Below are 17,024 nucleotides of genomic sequence, written 5' to 3' on the forward strand. Positions count from 1 at the left end.
AGTAACAAATAACCGCCAGCACACCCGTTTTCAGGCGCAATACAGGTTGTGAATATTATCACAAAAAAGGGCAGAAAAGGGTAATGCCGATTTTATTACTGTAGCCAATACCCGCCAAAACCGCGGGAAATCCAGATTGTGTCGGGAGGAGATCAGGCAGGCAGGGCAAACACGCGCAGGCTGTTCTGCCACAGCGTATCAGCAATGATATCGGGCGATTCACTGCGCAACTGACACAGCACATCAAACACGTTACGCGCGCGCTCAGGACGGTTGGGCTGCCCCTGATAACCCTGCAACGGCATATCAGGCGCATCGGTTTCCAGTAACAGTGAGGTGAGCGGCAGATTAGCAATAGTGTTGCGGGTTTTACTGGCGCGTTCATAGGTGATGGTGCCGCCCACGCCGATCGCATAGCCAAGCTGGATAAAACGTTCCGCCTGCTGCTGGCTGCCAGCAAAACCGTGTACCACGCCACGGCGCGGTAAATCATGGCGACGCAAATGCAGCGCCAGCTGATCGTGGGTGCGGCGCGAATGCAGGATCACCGGCAAATCATACTGTTTCGCCAGTTTGAGCTGTGCATCGAGTAATCGCGTCTGCTTATCAAATTGCGCATCCTGCATATAGAGATCGAGGCCAATCTCGCCGATCGCCACGCGTTTACTATCAGGCGTTTTCAACCACTGTTCCAGCTGATCCAGATGCGCATCCTGATGCTCGGCAATATTGATCGGATGCAGCCCTAATGCGGCATACAGCGCCACGTGCTGTTGCGCCAGCTGGCTGACCAGTGCAAAGCGGCTGGCATCGACGCTCGGCACAATAATGCGTTCCACACCCGACTGCGCCGCACGGGCGATGCTGCCTGCGGCGTCATCGACAAAAGGCGGGAAATCGAAATGACAGTGGGTGTCGATAAATCTCATGCCAGCGATCCTGCATCAAAATCGGCATCATTATCCGCCAGCGGCGGCGTATGCACGGCGCGATTGTCTGGTGCATTCGCCACGGCGGCCGGTGGTGTCACGGTAGTCTGGCGCAGGAACGGTTCGGCATCGCTCAGCCATTGACCTAGCGTCGCGAGGAAATAGCGGCCGCTGCGGCGTCCTAAATGGTAATCCTGATTCAGTGAAGCCAAACGGCTACCCAGCGCCATACTCGCCAGCGGTTTCGGCGGGTAAATTTCAATGATGCGCAGGTCGTCTGGCGGCTGTTCGATAAACTGCTGAATCTCACGATAGCTCTCTTCATGGTGATGCAGGATGTTGATCATCGGCTGCAGTGCGCTGTCACCCAGCCAGCGCTCCATACGTTTGAACCACTTAGGCGTGTAAGACATTTGTGACGGCACGGTGCGGATCACCACAATGGTATCAGCACCGCGTCGGGCCGCTTCGCGCACCGGAATGGCATCGCTAATGCCGCCATCCAGATAGTTCACCCCATCCATCAGTACGCCGCTGCGATAGAACCCCGGAATGGCGCTGGAAGCTTTGATCACGTCGTGCCAGTTCAGGCTGGTAGGGTTGAAATATTCGGCGCGGTAATCGTCACCGCGACAGGCGCACATATAGAACTCGCTGCCTTTGGCAAACAGTCCTTCGGCATTGCTGAGCGACAAGGGAAATTCTTGTTTGGTGATGTCGATCAGCCAGTCGAGATCGATCAGATGGCCACCGCGCACAAAGCGCAACGGATCAAAAAACAGTTTGCTGGTGGTATAACGCGTGATGACGCGGCGCGCGTAGCCCGGTTGGGCGCAAACAAACGCAGACAGGTTTTGTGCCCCTGCGGAGGTGCCCAGCATCAATTGAAACGGGTTAAAATCGGCGCGCTGAAACTCATCAAGGACGCCTGCGGTGAAGATGCCGCGTTGACCGCCGCCTTCGCAGACCAGGGCAATTTTTTTGGATTTAAATGGGGTGAGCGCCAGGGGCTCAAAGGTGTCCAGTGACACCGGGATGCGTATTCCCAATGGATGTCCCTCAGTTTTCCTGCTCTGAGGGAGCCGCTGACGGCAGCATCCCGGAGAACCAGTCATTGTCATTCCCTGACCTATTGCATCGTGCAATCGGTGCGGCTGCCTATTATGCCGCAAATGACTGGTCTCCGCTTTAGTGACTCGCGGGTTAGCGTTGTATTAACGCAATCGGTCAGGGTCGTTTACGCCCGGTAAACAGGCTTACGAGGAACAGAATAATACCGACAATGAAGACAATTTTAGCTGCCCATGCTGCCGTACCCGCCAGACCGCCGAAACCTAACGCTGCAGCAATCAGAGCGATGACCAGAAAGATAATACCCCAACGAAACATAAGCCTCTCCTTACCGTAGTGAAAATCGAACTGCTTATTCATACCACATTGTTTTTATTACGAAACGGCACCGAAACAGTGCCGTTTCGCTCGCGTTAAGATTTCACCTTCAGGTCATTCTTCACGCTTTTGACGCCTTCAATGGCTTTGGCGATTTTCTCAGCACGATCGGACTGTGCCTGGTTCGCCACTTCTCCTGATAACTGCACCACGCCATCGGTGGTTTCCACCTTCACGTTGCGCGATGGCACAATGTCATCTGCTAAAAGCTTAGCTTTGATTTCACTGGTGGTTGCGGTATCCCCCGCATAACCTTTGAGTGTGGTCTCTTTGCTGTCTTTAACGTGCAGTTTGTCACTGACGGATTTCACACCCTCAACTTTTTGCACCAGCGCCACGGCTTTTTCCGCCTGATCCTGCGAAGCGACAAAGCCGCTCAGCGTGACCACGCCCTGATGCGTTTTCACTGAGATATCCGTACTTTTAATCGCTTCATCATCCACCAGTGCCGCTTTGGCCTTGGCGGTGATGCCGCTGTCATCCATAAAACCATCGACTTTTTTCATAGAACTATCGATTTTAGAACCCGTGCTGCTGGTATCCGCAGCAAACGCCGCGCCGCCCATCAGGGCAGTAGAGGCCAGAGCTGCAATCAGGGTTTTGGCAATCTTAGTCTTATTCATCGATATCATCCTTCTATCAGTTAACTCACTCGCAACTGCGAATGCGCCAGCAACAAACGGCGTTGCTGCATTGATGGACGTAATGAAACCAGAGGTCTCTTTTCTCGTCCGACAGGATAATCATAGTAGGGATTACAGGTTTTGCTGGCTTTTGTGGTTGATATCTCGCCAAAAAGCGATAAACGCAGCGTAAATAGGAACAGTCTGTAGGATAAAAACAGGGCCAGTGAAAATCACTGACCCTGGTTGTGAGGCGGGATTAGTGTTCGCGCGTTTTGCGGAACGTCACGTCAGGATAGCGTTCCTGGGTGATATTGAGGTTCACCATGGTCGGGGCGATGTAAGTGAGGTTATCACCGCCATCCAGCGCCAGGTTCACTTCGTTTTTGCGCTGGAAATCGTCGAATTTCTTCGCATCGTTGCATTCAACCCAGCGGGCAGTCGCGACGTTGATGGCTTCATAAATCGCTTCAACGTTGTATTCGCTTTTCAGACGCGCCACAACCACTTCAAACTGCAGCACTCCGACCGCACCCACGATCAGATCGTTGTTGTGCACCGGGCGGAACACCTGCACCGCGCCCTCTTCCGACAGCTGAACCAGACCTTTCAGCAGCTGTTTCTGCTTCAGTGGATCGCGCAGACGAATACGACGGAACAGCTCCGGGGCGAAGTTCGGAATACCGGTGAACTTCATGTTTTCACCCTGGGTAAAGGTGTCGCCGATCTGAATGGTGCCGTGGTTGTGCAAGCCGATGATATCGCCAGGGAAAGCTTCTTCTACGTGCGAACGGTCGCCGGCCATAAAGGTCAACGCATCCGAAATCACCACGTCTTTGCCAGTACGCACCTGGCGCAGCTTCATGCCTTTCTCGTATTTGCCAGAAACCACACGCATGAAAGCAACACGGTCACGGTGTTTCGGATCCATATTCGCCTGGATCTTAAACACGAAGCCGCTGAATTTCTCCTCGCTGGATTCCACCAGACGCGCATCGGTTTTACGTGGCATCGGCGTCGGTGCCCAGGCCACTAAGCCATCGAGCATATGATCGACGCCGAAGTTACCCAGTGCGGTGCCGAAGAACACCGGGGTAATTTCACCGCTCAGGAACAGCTCCTGATCGAACTCGTGGGACGCGCCCTGCACCAGTTCCAGCTCATCACGCAGTTGCTGTGCCAGGTCTTCACCCACTGCCGCGTCGAGATCCGGGTTCGCCAGACCTTTGACAATGCGCACATCCTGAATGGTATGGCCCTTACCGGTTTGATACAGGTAAGTTTCATCTTTGTAGAGGTGATACACGCCCTTGAACAGCTTACCGCAGCCAATCGGCCAGGTGATTGGCGCGCAGGCAATCTTCAGTTCGCTCTCAACTTCATCCAGCAGTTCCATCGGATCGCGGATGTCACGGTCAAGTTTGTTCATAAAGGTGATGATCGGCGTATCGCGCAGACGGGTCACTTCCATCAGCTTACGGGTACGATCTTCAACACCTTTCGCGGCATCGATCACCATCAAACAGCAGTCAACCGCCGTCAGCGTACGGTAGGTATCTTCAGAGAAGTCTTCGTGCCCTGGGGTATCCAGCAGGTTCACCAGACTGTCGCGATACGGGAATTGCATCACCGAGGTGGTGATGGAGATACCACGTTGTTTCTCCATCTCCATCCAGTCAGATTTAGCATGCTGGCTGGAGCCGCGGCCTTTGACGGTACCGGCGGTTTGGATCGCCTGCCCGAACAGCAGCACTTTTTCGGTAATGGTGGTTTTACCGGCATCCGGGTGCGAGATGATCGCAAACGTACGGCGGCGCGCCACTTCATCTAAAAAGGAAGCAATAGACATGTGTGAATTCTTCTTCAAGGGCAACGCGCGGGCGGCGCGCTGCGAATAAATCGTTCCGGGCAAAGCCGGGGGATAACGGAACCAATGGTGACGCAGTGGCGTCAGTTCACAGCAAGATGTGCGCGATCTACATTGGCGGCAGTCCGGTTATCCAGTCAGCATTAAGGCGGCATAGCATACAATATTTCAGCAGGCGGGGAAATCGCGGGATGGAACCTGTGTACACCCTCGCCCTGCCGCTTTCCTGCAAGCGAGAAGAAGAGACTGCTCGAGCGAGGCTTTCATTCAGGGTTACAGCCTCGCCCATTTGCGGGAGAGGCTGGGGTGTGGGAAACGACACACGACTAACCCAATACGCGCACCACTGCCGCCTTAAAGATCTTCACCCCGATCTCCAGCGAACTCAGTTCAAAACGCATATCAGGATGATGCAGGCCCGGCACCAGATTGGTACCCAGCCCCCAGAAACCGGCTTTCACCTGCGGTCTTTTCACCGGGTAGTAGAAGAAGTCTTCACTGCCTGGCGTGGATTTGGTGTCGAGCAGCCCTTCTTCACCGAGCACATCGACGATGGCCGCACGGATCACTGCCGTGGCTTCCTCGTGGATTTCTGCAGCGGGCATCTCTTTCAGTACCACCACTTCAGCGCTTGCACCCAATGCAGCCACGCTGTGCTGAATCGCCTGCGTCACTTTCTGTTTCAGCACCTCCATCGGTGCGTTCTCCTGCGAACGCAGATCCCACACCACGCGCGCCTCATCCGGCACCGAGTTGGTGACACCGGCATCACACAGGAAGCGGGTGGCTTTCACGCTCCATGTCAGACCCGGTGCCAGATGGATACTGTTCACCGCCTGAACCGCTTGTACTGCGGCATCCAGCGCATTGACACCCAAATGTGGGCGCGCGGCATGAGCAGGCACACCTTTAATTGTCGCTTCCAGCGTACTGCACGCCGAATAAAGCACGGCTGGCGTGGCTTGTCCGACATGGCACTCTTCCAGTGGACGCACATGGAAACCGAGGATCATCTCGACATCATCCAGCGCACCGCCCTCAATCATCGATAACGCACCCGCACCGAGTTCTTCCGCAGGCTGGAACAGCAGCTTAAGCTTGCCGCGCTTGATCGCACCCTCTTTCAGCAACTCCTGTGCCGCCGTCAGCACCACCGAAGAGTGCCCATCGTGGCCGCAGGTATGGCGTGCACAGGCGACGCCGTTAATGATGTGGCCGAGTGCATCCATATCTGCACGTAGCGCCAGTACCGGACCCGGCACGCCGCTGTCAATTTCCGCCACGATGCCGGTGGTGTGATTAATGCCGCGCGTCACGCTGATGCCAGCCTGCTCAAGCTGGTCGGCGATATAGGCGGAAGTTTTGAATTCTTCGAATCCCAGTTCCGGGATTTCATGCAGGTAATGGTAATGATCTAATACGTTCGACACCGCTAAGCTCCTGACAAGTAAAGGCTCATCACAGCATCCGCCGATGTACGGCTATAATCAATCCAGCGTGAATGAAAATGAGTCAAAACTGAGAACTCTTCGCATTCAATAAATGAAATAATTCCATTTACAATCAATAAGATAATTTCAACTTTTTATCGAAAAAGCCTTCACAAAAAAGTATAGATTGATGCATAATTCACCGTACTTCACCTGACAAATTAAAAAGGACTCAGCCATGTTAACTGCTGAAATGACCTCTCGCCTGAACGATCAACTGAACCTCGAATTCTTCTCTGCCAACCTGTATCTGCAGATGAGCGCATGGTGCAGCGACAAAGGTTTTGAAGGTGCTGCCTCTTTCCTGAAGATGCATTCTCGCGAAGAGATGGAGCACATGCAGCGCCTGTTCGATTACGTTAGCGATGCCGGTTCTCTGCCGGTCCTGGGCAGCATTGCCGCCCCTGCCGTTAGCTGGAACTCACTGAATGACGTGCTGGAAGAAGCGCTGAAGCATGAGCAGCTGATCACGCAGCGCATCAACGACCTGGTACACACTGCGTTGATGTCTCAGGACTACTCAACCTTCAACTTCCTGCAGTGGTATGTGGCTGAGCAGCACGAAGAAGAGAAGCTGTTCAAAACCGTACTGGATAAACTGGCGCTGGTGGGCAACAAAGGCGAAGGCCTGTTCCTGGTGGACAAAGACCTGGGCCGCATGAACGTCGAAGGCCACGGCCAGTCATAATAAAGACGACACACAGCTGAAAACACAACGCCCGGCAATGCCGGGCGTTTTTTTATGCTGAAATCGTACGCTTAGATGGCGACGAGCGTACAAACGATCAGGAACATAGACTCAACCATGAGCGCATCAATGCGCCCCCTGCCTTGTCGCATCGCCAAACATGGCGACCACTTACTCCAGCTCTTTCAGACGCAGTTCTGAAGGCTGCGGGCGGCCAAAGAAATAGCCCTGGAATAAGGTACAACCCTCTTCACGCAGCTTGGCGAATTGCTCGCTGCTCTCCACACCTTCTGCAGTGATCTGAATATCCAGACTGCGGCTCATCCCGGTAATCGCCCTGATGATCGCCAGCGCTTCGCGGCTGTCACCCATATCGTTGATAAACGACTTGTCGATTTTGATCTTATCGAACGGGAAGGATCGCAGATAACTCAGCGATGAGTAGCCAGTGCCGAAATCATCCAGCGCAATCTGCACGCCAATCGCCTTCAGACTTTGCAGAGTGCGGATATTGCCCAGGGTGTCATCCAGCAGTACCGATTCCGTGATCTCCACCTCGAGGCGGTGCGGAGCCAGCCCGGATTCGCGCAACGCGCCTTCCACCACCGACACCAGCGAGCTGTTCTTAAACTGCAGCGGCGACAGGTTAACCGACACAGACTGCTCGGTGCCCCAACTCTGTGCCTCGCGGCAGGCTTCATACAGCGCATAAGCGCCCAGCATATGGATAAGCCCGGTCTCTTCGGCAATCGAGATAAAATCATTCGGCATGATCAAGCCCTTAACCGGATGGTGCCAGCGCATCAGCGCTTCATAACCAATGATTTCGTCCTCATTGGTGATCGGCTGATAGTAGAGTTTCAGCTGACGCCCGGTGATGGCCTCACGCAGATCGTTTTCAATCACGCGGCGACTGCGCGCCACATCATCCATTTCCATGGTGAAGTGTTCATAGCGGTTACGTCCGTTGCGTTTGGCTTCGTACAATGCCATATCCGCACAGCGCAGCATGTGCTCAGGCGTGTTGGTGACCTGTGACGTCAACGCAATGCCCACGCTCAGCCCAACGGAAAGGTTGTGCCCTTCAACGTTGATAGGCGGACGGATCGCTTCGATCAGGCGCTGAGCCACCACCGCCGCTTCCTGCGCGTTGTTTATATTGGGCAGCACGATAGCAAACTCATCGCCGCCAATACGTGCCAGCGTATCGTGATCGCGTAGCGCACTGCGCAAGCGTTTTGCCACCACGCGCAGCAGATCGTCACCAATCTGATGGCCCAGCGCATCGTTAACGTTCTTGAAGTTATCGAGATCGAGACACAGCGTGGCGCTCAGCGCATGGTGTTGATTATCCTGGCGCAGCGCTTCACTCAGCTTCTGCCGGAACAGAATACGGTTTGGCAGGCTGGTGAGGTTATCGTGGTGCGCCATATGGTGAATACGCGCATCGGCTTCACGCTGATCGGTAACGTCCTCAACAATCAGCATCACGTAGTTCTGACGCATATCTTTGCCACTGATGGTGGTGGCGCGGGTTTGCAGAATACGATCACCGCCTGCGGTCAGCAGCAGCTGTTCGCGTGAATGGATGCCTTCGCTGCGCAGCGCAATATCCGCCAGGCTATTGAAATAGTCGCTCAGCTCCGCCGACATACACTCGTGCGGACGCTTGTGCATAATCAAAGATTTACTGACGCCAAACAGCTGCTCGGCTTTGTCATTAACCATCAAAATTTCGCGGCTGATGGCGTCTTCCACAATCACGCACGAAGGGATATTGCTGATAATGGTGTCCAGGAAACCAGACAGCTCAGACATCTTAGCGCTCTGCGCCTGCGCCAAATCCCGCGCGCGCAGTAGCTGCTGTTCATTCTCACGACGTTCGGTGACATCACGCGTGATTTTGGCGAAGCCGATCATCTTGCCATCTTCATTGTGGATAGCATCGATCACCACATGCGCCCAGAACGCCGAGCCATCTTTACGGTAGCGCCAGCCTTCATCTTCAAAGCGGCCGGTTTTCAGCGCGATACCCAGGTTGGCTTCCGGCGTGTTGGCGATGCGCTCCTGCGAACCGTAAAACACTGAAAAATGCTGGCCGACAATCTCCTCGGAAAGATAGCCTTTGGCACGCTGTGCCCCGGCGTTCCAGTTCACTACGCGGCCCTGCAAATCGAGCATATAAATCGCGTAATCGGTGACGCCTTCCACCAACAGACGGAAGGTTTTCTCGTACTCCTGCTGTTTGCGCTGCAGCTCACGCTGCTCGGTGCAGTCACGGGTGATTTTGGCGTAGCCAATCAGCTTGCCCGCATCATCACGAATCGCATCAATGATCACATGTGCCCAGAACGCGCTGCCATCTTTGCGATAGCGCCAGCCTTCATCCTCAAAGCGCCCGGTTTTGAAAGCGGTGCTGAGGTTTTTCTCTGGGATATGATTTTTGCGGTCCTGTGCACTGTAGAAGCGTGAGAAGTTCTGACCAACAATCTCTTCGGCCACGTAACCTTTGGCACGCTGCGCGCCGGCATTCCAGTTTTCGACGTTACCGTCAAGATCGAGCATGTAGATGGCGTAGTCCGTTACGCCTTCAACTAATAAACGGAAACGTTGCTCCTGTTCCTGCTGTTTGCGCTGCTGTTCTTGCTGAACCGTGCAGTCGCGGGTGATTTTGGCAAAGCCAAGCAGTTCGCCGAAGTCGTCGCGAATTGCATCGATCACCACATGTGCCCAGAAGGCGCTGCCATCTTTACGATAACGCCAGCCTTCGGTTTCGAAGCGCCCCACCGCTGTCGCTATAGAAAGCCCACGCTGTGGCGCCCCGTTTTTACGATCTTCTTCGCTATAGAACAGCGCAAAATTTTTGCCGACGATTTCGTCCGGCGTATAACCTTTGGCGCGTTGCGCCCCTGCATTCCAGTTGGCGACGGTGCCATCGGGTTTGAGCATGTAAATGGCATAATCCACCACGCTCTGCACCAGCAGCCGGTACATGACGTCAGAGTTATTATTCATTGTTGTTCGCCTATTGCTGGCCTGGTATAAATTGCTTCTTAAGAAAAATCTTAATTGCTGTGGAGACTTAAACGCAAAAGCGCAGCGCTGACAAGCGTTAATCGTCCACAGACAAAAGTTGGTAGTCAGGTTATCGGCAATGGCGAAAAAACATTCAGCGGGATACTCAATATATTCTGCTACGTTGACGCTGCTCCTGGGGGAAACGCGGACTATCCAGATGGCACTGCAGGGGGAGATGCGCTTGCCAGCATAATGGCGCGCGTGTCGCTAAAATCGGGCACTCTGCCGCCGCAATAAAGGCCGGGATCACGCGCTGGGCAGCGGTTTTCTCAATTAACCATAGCTGATCGTCAAGCGGCGGGTGGACGTTCCACGGCAGCCAGCGTGCCTGCTGCTCGGCCAGCAGCCGCGCAGCGCGTGTGCCGGGCGCAACGTGACTGCTGAAAATCAGCTTAAAGCCTGGCTGAGCACTGAGCTGCGCGGCTAAGCCGCTGTCGGCCACCGCATCGGCCGCCACAATGACATCTGCAGGCCGCCATTGTTCAGGCTGCGGCTGTTTCAACAAGCGCACCAATCCCAGCGCCGTGGTGGCGGGCAGTTTGTCCATCGCCAGCAGTTGCGCGACCTCACTGCGGATTTGTGGGCAGAGCTGAACCGCCAGCCCCCGTGCGGTGAGCTGTAAAGCCACTTCCGGACCGCGTCCGTGTTCCGGCACGGCAATCACCGCGCCGTGGGTGGCGGCCATCGCCAGTGCATCCATTTGTTCGCACAACCGCTGCGTGCGGTCGCCGTAAGAAGCATCCGTGATTAATAGTTTTGCCGACGGCGGGCAGTCAAACGGCAACAGCAGCGCTTCACGGCTCCAGTCGCCCATATAGGTGATGCCACCGGCAATCGGCAGATGGAACCATACCGAACCCGGCGAATGGCCACTGCGGCCGGTAAACAGATTTAACGGGCCAATGGCCGTTTGCCCGCGTAGCGGTAACAAACGTCGCGCATACATCGGCACCGCGACGTTAGCCAACTGCAACCAGGTTTGTTCTGTGGCGTAAACCGGCGGTGAGCCGATTTGCGCCCAGCAGTCGAGCGAGGCGGCGTGATCGATATGCGAGTGGGTCAAACACAACGCATCAACCCGGCCAATGGCGCGAATATCCGGGCGCACGCCGGGTTGCGGACCGGCCCCGAGATCCCACAGCAGGCGATAGCCTTCCATCTCAACCAAAAAGGCCGCGGGCAGCTTGCCGCCCACACCGCTGATAACCGTTAAGCTTGCCATGGTAAAACCCCTTGCGGCAGACGCCGCGCCAGTCGCGTTGCCAATCCCATCAGCAAACACACGACCAGAATCATCAGGCAGCCTACCGCGGCCGCCAGCGAGGCGGAGCCCCCTTCGTCGAGGAACACGATGGTGGGTCCGATGGTTTGGGTTTGCGAGGTGACCAGCAATACCGAAACCTGGATTTCATTCAGTGCGGTGAGGAACACCAGCACCGTGCCCGCCAGCGCAGAAGGCGCAGCCAGCGGCAGTAAAATATCGCGCATGCGGCGCATAAAGCTGGCACCGCACAAGCGTGCCGCCTCATCCAGCGCCGGTTCCAGCTGGGCGAAACCCGCCAGCGTCGGGCGCAGCACCAGCGCAAGGAAGTTCGCCAGATACGCGGCGAGGATGATCCACACCGTGCCATACAGCGACACATTGATTATCGGCAGCGGCCGCAGAAAGAACAGCATCGCCGCCACGCCGGTGACAATGCCCGGCAAGGCATAGGTGAGTTCACTGGCCAGCCACAGGCCGCGCACCAGTCTGGTCCGTCGCCAGCTGAGGAAATAGGCCAGGAACAGCGCGGTGGACGTCAAAATCATCGCCGCCAGCGTGGTCAGCCCGAGGCTGGTCATAAAGGCGTGGCGCACCGCCGGGTAGCCCCATAGCGCGCTGCGGAAGTTCTCCAGGGTCAGCGTTTGCCAGGTGAGTGCCTGACCATATCCGCTGGTGAGTGCAGTGATCAGCAGCGCACTGACCGGCAGCAGCAGCGTCAGCACCATCCACAGCCAGGCGGTACCTTCAATCGCCACGCGCCCGCGCCCTAGCGGTTGCTGCCACAGGCGCGGCGCACCGTTGACGCGCACATCATGGCGACCACCGAGCCAGGCGCTGGCCGCCATGCCCGCTAACGTGATCACTGCAATCAGCAGCGCGTAAACGGCGGTATTGGGTAAGGCGCTCGGACCAATGCCGTTGAGCTGCTGATAGACCAGCGTGATCAGTGTCGGCACGCGGGCGGGAATACCCAGCATCGCCTGAATACCGAAGTTACCGGCAGCGGCGACAAAGGTCAGCGCGGCCCCAGCAAAGATCGCCGGACGCGCCAGCGGCAGAATGATGGTGAACAGCACGCGCATCCTGGACGCGCCGCTGATCTGTGCCGCTTCGACTAAATCGGCCGGTAAGCGACGTAAACCCGCGCGCACGGTGAGAAACACCAGTGGCGCGTTGTGTGTACCGAGCAGCAGCACGATGCCGCTCAGCGAATAGAGTGGCTGTTCGCCGGGCGCAAACCACGGCAAGCCGAGCGAACCAAACAGTAGCGCTAACGGGCTGGACGGTGCCAGCGCCTGCAGCCACGCCAGCGCCGTGACCTGCGGCGGAATCATTAGCGGCAAGATAAAGGCAAACACCCAGGCGGTTTTGGCGCGCAAATCGCTCAGCGCCACCAGCCAGGCGGCGGCGGTGCCGAGCAGCACCGAAATCAGGGTCGAGCTAAAAGCGATGAGCAACGTATTGCCACTGGCAATCAGCACGCGGTCGCTGGCTATCAGACGCGTTAACCGAGCCATATCCGGCACGCCCTGAGGGGCAATCGCCGTCCACACCAGTCGCAGCAGCGGCGCCACCGACAGCAAGCCAATCAGCAGCACCATCAGTGCCAGGATCAGCTTTTCACTGTTGAGACGCCAGCGTTGACCGCCACGCGCCGCGTTACGCCATTCGTTGCTCACCACGCTCATGCTTAGCCGCCAAACATTGCGGTGAACTGATCGCGCACCGTGGCATCTTCCTTGATGGCTTTCGCCACGTCAGGGGTCAGCAGCTTGATTTTATTGATGGGCGTAAAGCCCGCCGGTGCAGAAACACGATCGTCCACCGGACGGTTACCCTGCTCGACCACCAGCTTCTGGCCTTGCTCAGACAGCATAAAGTTCACGAAAGCTTTAGCGGCTGGCAGGTTGTGCACCGACTTCATGATCGCTACCGGCTCGGTCACGTAAGAGACGCCCTCTTTCGGGTACACCAGATCGACTGGCGAGCCTTTTTTCTTCGCCAGAATCACGTCAGCATCAGTGATGATGCCGTATTTATCCAGTCCGCTCGCCACCGCTTTCAGCGCCGGGCCGTTGCCGCCCTGCGGAGCCACACCAATCGCTGCCAGCTTCTTGTAGAAGTTCCAGCCGATGGTTGGCGTGTTGATATCGGTGTGCAACTTGTACAGCGCCGCACCAGAGTAGAGCGGGCTTGGCATGGCGATCTGACCTTTATTGGCCTCTACCGCCAGCGCGTTCCAGCTGTCAATCGGCTGCGCGTGCTGGGTGTTATAAGCAATCACCGTGGCGATGATTTTGGTGCCAAAGAAGGTTTTGTCTTTGTCGTAGAACGACGGATTGATGTGGCTCAGTGGCGCATCTTTGTAGCTGTAGAGCTGATTCTGATTTTTCAGGGCACCGAGGTTGATCGCATCGGCAATCAGCAGCACATCTGGCTTAGCGCCACCGCTCATCATCTCGGTCTGCAATACGTTCATCAGCTGTGTGGTGCCGTTACGCGTCCACTCCACTTCGACTTTCGGGTACGCGGCTTTGAACGCGTCCACGGTTTGCTGCGCGATTTCCGGTGCCTGTGAGGTGTAAATCACCAGCTTGCCGGACGGGGCATCATCGGCGTGGCTGGTGGCGGCAAACACTAATCCACTGGCTAACATCAAAGCGTTAAAAGACGTGCGCATAGCAATTTCCCTAAGGTTTGAACGTTATGAAGGAAGAATCCAACCGTCGCGCAGCGCCACACCAAGGGTCGCGTCAACAACGGGTAAAGCGGCATCGGCCAGCTGCAGCGTGATGCTGTGGTCTGGTGCCTCGATGGGTGCAACATCAATTTGGTAATGGCTACCGCGATAGATCACCCGCTGTACGCGTGCCGCAAACTGCGGTTCACCCGGTTCAGCGAGACGGAAATCCACCGCATGGAAACTGGCTTTGCCGTGAGGCATCGGGCGTTGTTCGGCCGCACAGCGCAAGGTGACGCGCAGACCGCACAGCGTAGCGAGCGCTTTGCCCTCGCCGGTAGGTTCGATATCGCTGACCGGCAGCACTTTGCCGTCATCAATAAATCCCGCCACCATCTCATTCGCCGGTTCACGCCACAGGGTTTGCGGCGTGGCAAACTGCATCACGCGGCCGCCGTCCATCACGACAATGCGGTCGGCCAGCGCCATCGCTTCGTGCTGATCGTGGGTGATGTAGAGCAAGGTGGCGTGGCTGTGGCGATGGAAGCGGCGAAACTCCTCTTCCATGGTAGCGCGCAGGTGCACATCAAGGTTGGCCAATGGCTCATCGAGCAGCACCAGCGTCGGTTTAGCGACCAGACAGCGGGCTAACGCCACACGCTGACGCTGTCCACCGGAAAGATCGGCGGGACGGCGCGAGGCAAAGTTTTCTAATCCCACCAGCTCCAGCGCTTGTTGAGTACGGCTGTCACGCTCATGGCGCGCCACGCCGTTGACTTTCAGGCTGTAGGCGACGTTTTCCGCCACCGTCATATGTGGCCACAGCGCATAGCTCTGGAACACCACGCCGAGCTGGCGATCTTCCGGCGGCAGGTGCACGCCCGGCGCAGCAAAGCAGCGCTCACCGACGTGGATTTCACCGGCATCAACGGTTTCAAAGCCCGCCAGCAGACGTAATAAGGTGGTTTTGCCGCAGCCCGAAGGACCCAGAACGGCGATGAACTCTCCCTGCGCAATCTGCAGCGAGATATCCTGAAGTACCGGCTGGGCAGCAAAGGCTTTGCTTAACCCGCGAAGTGTGATCGTTGCCATGTTTCTGGCCTTTATCTGACAGTCCGGCTAAGACCCTACGACAATCAGATGACGATCCCGTGACATCGATTTGACGTTTCCGTGCTCAAACAAAACGGGAGGCCCTAAAGCCTCCCTGCTACTTATTCGACGCTTTCAGCCTGCAGATGCATGCCGATGTAGCGCTCATAGCGTGATGGCTTCACGCGTGACAGATCCACCAGCACCAGCCCATCGATACAGTTGTTGAAATCAGGATCGCTGCCGAAATCGATAAACTGCACGCCGCCCGGTTCACACACTTCCGAGTACTGCTTGTAGAGCGTGGGAATCGCGGTGCCGAGGTTCGCCAGCAGATGCTTCAGACGACGCAAGTCTTCCGCATAGTTGTCACCGGTAAACTGCGCCAGCACCTCCGGCAGCGAGGCCGGATAAGGACGGCGCGATTTTGCCAGCGGCAATTCAGTCGGGAAGTACATGCGGTAGAACGCCACCAGCAGATCGCGCGCCGCCAGCGGCATACCGCCGGAGATCGACACCGGACCGAACAGGTAACGGGTCTCCGGGTATTTGGCGATATAGGCACCAATGCCCATCCACAGATAATCCAGGCCGCGTTTGCCCCAGTAGGCGGGCTGGATAAAGCTGCGACCCAGCTCCAGGCCCTGATTGATGATCGGCAACATGCGCTCGTCGTAGTGGAACAGGCTGTCGCTGTAGATGCCTTCCAGACCACGACGCTCCAGCTGCTCGGCTCCCGGAATAAAGCGATAAGCGCCCACAATCTCCAGCGCGTCGTCATCCCACAGAATCAGGTGATAGTAATCGTCATCGTATTTATCGAGGTCACGACGGCGACCGCTGCCCTCGCCCACGGCGCGGAAGGCGATTTCACGCAAGCGTCCGAGTTCACGCAGCAGCGGCACCCAGGTCGCGCCGTTACGACGCCACAGGTAAATCTGTTTGCCATCCGGCAGCGAGCCGAGACGCTCACTCTCCATCAGCGCTTTTTTCAGTTCGGCACGATCTTCCGGGCGCGCAATCGCCGCTTCAGTCTGGAACAGACCACGACGGCCCTGACCAATGCGATATAAGTGCTTGCGCAGCCGTTTCGCCAGCTCTTTGCCCGGCGTGTGGCCATCGTGCCAGTTGGCAAACGGGATCTGCTCGCCAATGTGCAGCTTGATGCGCGATCCACGCTGGCGGAACATCTCGCGCACCAGCATCAGCAGCGCCAGCGGTGAGGCGATTTTGGCGGCGGCATAGAACGCAAGGCTATTACGTCCGACGACGTGTGCAGGAACAATCGGCGCACGAGCACGGGCGGCCAGGCGCAGGAAGCTGTGATGCCAGCGGTTATCCCGCACACCACGGCTCGAAAGGCGCGACACTTCACCCGCCGGGAAGATAATCAGTGCGCCCTGATTGTCGAGATGCTGCTGCATGCGCGTCAGCTGTTCGCGACTGGTGCGGTTGCCCATGTTATCCACCGGCAACATCAGATTGTTGATCGGCTCCAGCATCATCAGCATGCGGTTTGCCACGATTTTCACATCACGACGCACCTGAGACACGGCCGCCAGCAGCGCCAGTCCGTCCAGCGCACCGAGCGGATGGTTGGCGACAATCACCACCGGACCGCTGGTCGGGATCTGCTCCAAATCGCGTTCACTTAATTCACAGCGCACATCCAGGTGCTCCAGCACTTGCTCGACCATATCCACCCCTTTCAGGTGGCGATAACGGTCAGCAAAAGATTGGAATTCATGTTCGCGAACCGCCCATTTCAACAGGCTTTTTTGCCAGTTCGCGGGGTGATGGCCTGGCCAGTAAGTATCGAGAAGCTGATCAACAGAAAACATCATTCACCTTTTGTGCGCAGAGG

13 protein-coding genes are annotated in these 17,024 nt (G+C 56.5%); 1 reads left to right on the top strand and 12 read right to left on the bottom strand.

The window, feature by feature from the left end:
• Window positions 1–152: 152 nt before the first annotated feature.
• The 6 genes from FD744_RS17515 to FD744_RS17540 all read right to left on the bottom strand — a co-directional run bounded on the left by FD744_RS17515 (window position 153) and on the right by FD744_RS17540 (window position 6,298).
• A complete protein-coding gene (locus FD744_RS17515; RefSeq protein WP_160833663.1) occupies window positions 153–929 on the bottom strand; it encodes a TatD family hydrolase in 777 nt (258 codons plus the stop codon).
• Window positions 926–1,978 carry a patatin family protein gene (locus FD744_RS17520; RefSeq protein ID WP_034828483.1) on the bottom strand — a complete coding sequence of 351 codons (1,053 nt, stop codon included), beginning with the start codon at window positions 1,976–1,978 and terminating at the stop codon, window positions 926–928. Before FD744_RS17520 ends, FD744_RS17515 begins: the two co-directional genes overlap by 4 nt.
• 178 nt (window positions 1,979–2,156) lie before the next feature.
• Window positions 2,157–2,318 (bottom strand): DUF1328 domain-containing protein, encoded by a 162-nt coding sequence (locus FD744_RS17525; protein ID WP_007893192.1) that lies wholly within the window; start codon window positions 2,316–2,318, stop codon window positions 2,157–2,159.
• A gap of 95 nt (window positions 2,319–2,413) precedes the next feature.
• The gene (gene osmY, locus FD744_RS17530; RefSeq protein WP_034828482.1) at window positions 2,414–3,001 is read right to left on the bottom strand and encodes a molecular chaperone OsmY; all 588 of its coding nucleotides are present in this window, start codon (window positions 2,999–3,001) and stop codon (window positions 2,414–2,416) included.
• Window positions 3,002–3,260: 259 nt separating this feature from the next.
• Window positions 3,261–4,850: a peptide chain release factor 3 gene (gene prfC / locus FD744_RS17535; protein ID WP_160868853.1), complete on the bottom strand. Its 1,590-nt coding sequence runs from the start codon at window positions 4,848–4,850 to the stop codon at window positions 3,261–3,263.
• A gap of 344 nt (window positions 4,851–5,194) precedes the next feature.
• Window positions 5,195–6,298, bottom strand: a complete 1,104-nt coding sequence (locus tag FD744_RS17540) for a M20 peptidase aminoacylase family protein (RefSeq protein ID WP_038644752.1) — start codon at window positions 6,296–6,298, stop codon at window positions 5,195–5,197.
• Between the two features lie 238 nt (window positions 6,299–6,536).
• Between FD744_RS17540 and ftnA the strand changes: the two genes are divergently transcribed.
• Complete coding sequence (gene ftnA / locus FD744_RS17545) at window positions 6,537–7,046, top strand: non-heme ferritin (protein ID WP_038644750.1); 510 nt, start codon at window positions 6,537–6,539, stop codon at window positions 7,044–7,046.
• A gap of 171 nt (window positions 7,047–7,217) precedes the next feature.
• Here the strand turns inward: ftnA and FD744_RS17550 are convergent, their stop codons facing one another.
• From FD744_RS17550 to FD744_RS17575, 6 genes are all read right to left on the bottom strand, one after another.
• Entirely contained in the window at window positions 7,218–10,061 is a 2,844-nt protein-coding gene (locus tag FD744_RS17550) for a bifunctional diguanylate cyclase/phosphodiesterase (RefSeq protein ID WP_160868854.1), read from the bottom strand.
• Between the two features lie 166 nt (window positions 10,062–10,227).
• Window positions 10,228–11,346 carry an MBL fold metallo-hydrolase gene (locus FD744_RS17555; RefSeq protein WP_160868855.1) on the bottom strand — a complete coding sequence of 373 codons (1,119 nt, stop codon included), beginning with the start codon at window positions 11,344–11,346 and terminating at the stop codon, window positions 10,228–10,230.
• The gene (locus FD744_RS17560; protein WP_160868856.1) at window positions 11,334–13,076 is read right to left on the bottom strand and encodes an iron ABC transporter permease; all 1,743 of its coding nucleotides are present in this window, start codon (window positions 13,074–13,076) and stop codon (window positions 11,334–11,336) included. Before FD744_RS17560 ends, FD744_RS17555 begins: the two co-directional genes overlap by 13 nt.
• A 2-nt stretch (window positions 13,077–13,078) precedes the next feature.
• Complete coding sequence (locus FD744_RS17565) at window positions 13,079–14,068, bottom strand: ABC transporter substrate-binding protein (protein ID WP_160833669.1); 990 nt, start codon at window positions 14,066–14,068, stop codon at window positions 13,079–13,081.
• Window positions 14,069–14,092: 24 nt separating this feature from the next.
• Complete coding sequence (locus tag FD744_RS17570) at window positions 14,093–15,160, bottom strand: ABC transporter ATP-binding protein (RefSeq protein ID WP_160868857.1); 1,068 nt, start codon at window positions 15,158–15,160, stop codon at window positions 14,093–14,095.
• A 122-nt stretch (window positions 15,161–15,282) separates the two neighbouring features.
• Window positions 15,283–17,001, bottom strand: a complete 1,719-nt coding sequence (locus FD744_RS17575) for a lysophospholipid acyltransferase family protein (RefSeq protein ID WP_034828463.1) — start codon at window positions 16,999–17,001, stop codon at window positions 15,283–15,285.
• Between the last annotated feature and the right edge of the window lie 23 nt (window positions 17,002–17,024).

This window comes from Pantoea sp. Taur, assembly GCF_009830025.1.
In the GTDB taxonomy this organism is placed as follows: Bacteria; Pseudomonadota; Gammaproteobacteria; order Enterobacterales; family Enterobacteriaceae; genus Pantoea; species Pantoea communis.

Coding starts and splice junctions, on each gene's coding strand:
- FD744_RS17515 (WP_160833663.1), bottom strand. CDS start 929: ATGAGATTTATCGACACCCACTGTCATTTCGATTTCCCGCCTTTTGTC.
- FD744_RS17525 (WP_007893192.1), bottom strand. CDS start 2,318: ATGTTTCGTTGGGGTATTATCTTTCTGGTCATCGCTCTGATTGCTGCA.
- osmY (WP_034828482.1), bottom strand. CDS start 3,001: ATGAATAAGACTAAGATTGCCAAAACCCTGATTGCAGCTCTGGCCTCT.
- prfC (WP_160868853.1), bottom strand. CDS start 4,850: ATGTCTATTGCTTCCTTTTTAGATGAAGTGGCGCGCCGCCGTACGTTT.
- ftnA (WP_038644750.1), top strand. CDS start 6,537: ATGTTAACTGCTGAAATGACCTCTCGCCTGAACGATCAACTGAACCTC.
- FD744_RS17550 (WP_160868854.1), bottom strand. CDS start 10,061: ATGAATAATAACTCTGACGTCATGTACCGGCTGCTGGTGCAGAGCGTG.
- FD744_RS17555 (WP_160868855.1), bottom strand. CDS start 11,346: ATGGCAAGCTTAACGGTTATCAGCGGTGTGGGCGGCAAGCTGCCCGCG.
- FD744_RS17560 (WP_160868856.1), bottom strand. CDS start 13,076: ATGAGCGTGGTGAGCAACGAATGGCGTAACGCGGCGCGTGGCGGTCAA.
- FD744_RS17565 (WP_160833669.1), bottom strand. CDS start 14,068: ATGCGCACGTCTTTTAACGCTTTGATGTTAGCCAGTGGATTAGTGTTT.
- FD744_RS17570 (WP_160868857.1), bottom strand. CDS start 15,160: ATGGCAACGATCACACTTCGCGGGTTAAGCAAAGCCTTTGCTGCCCAG.
- FD744_RS17575 (WP_034828463.1), bottom strand. CDS start 17,001: ATGTTTTCTGTTGATCAGCTTCTCGATACTTACTGGCCAGGCCATCAC.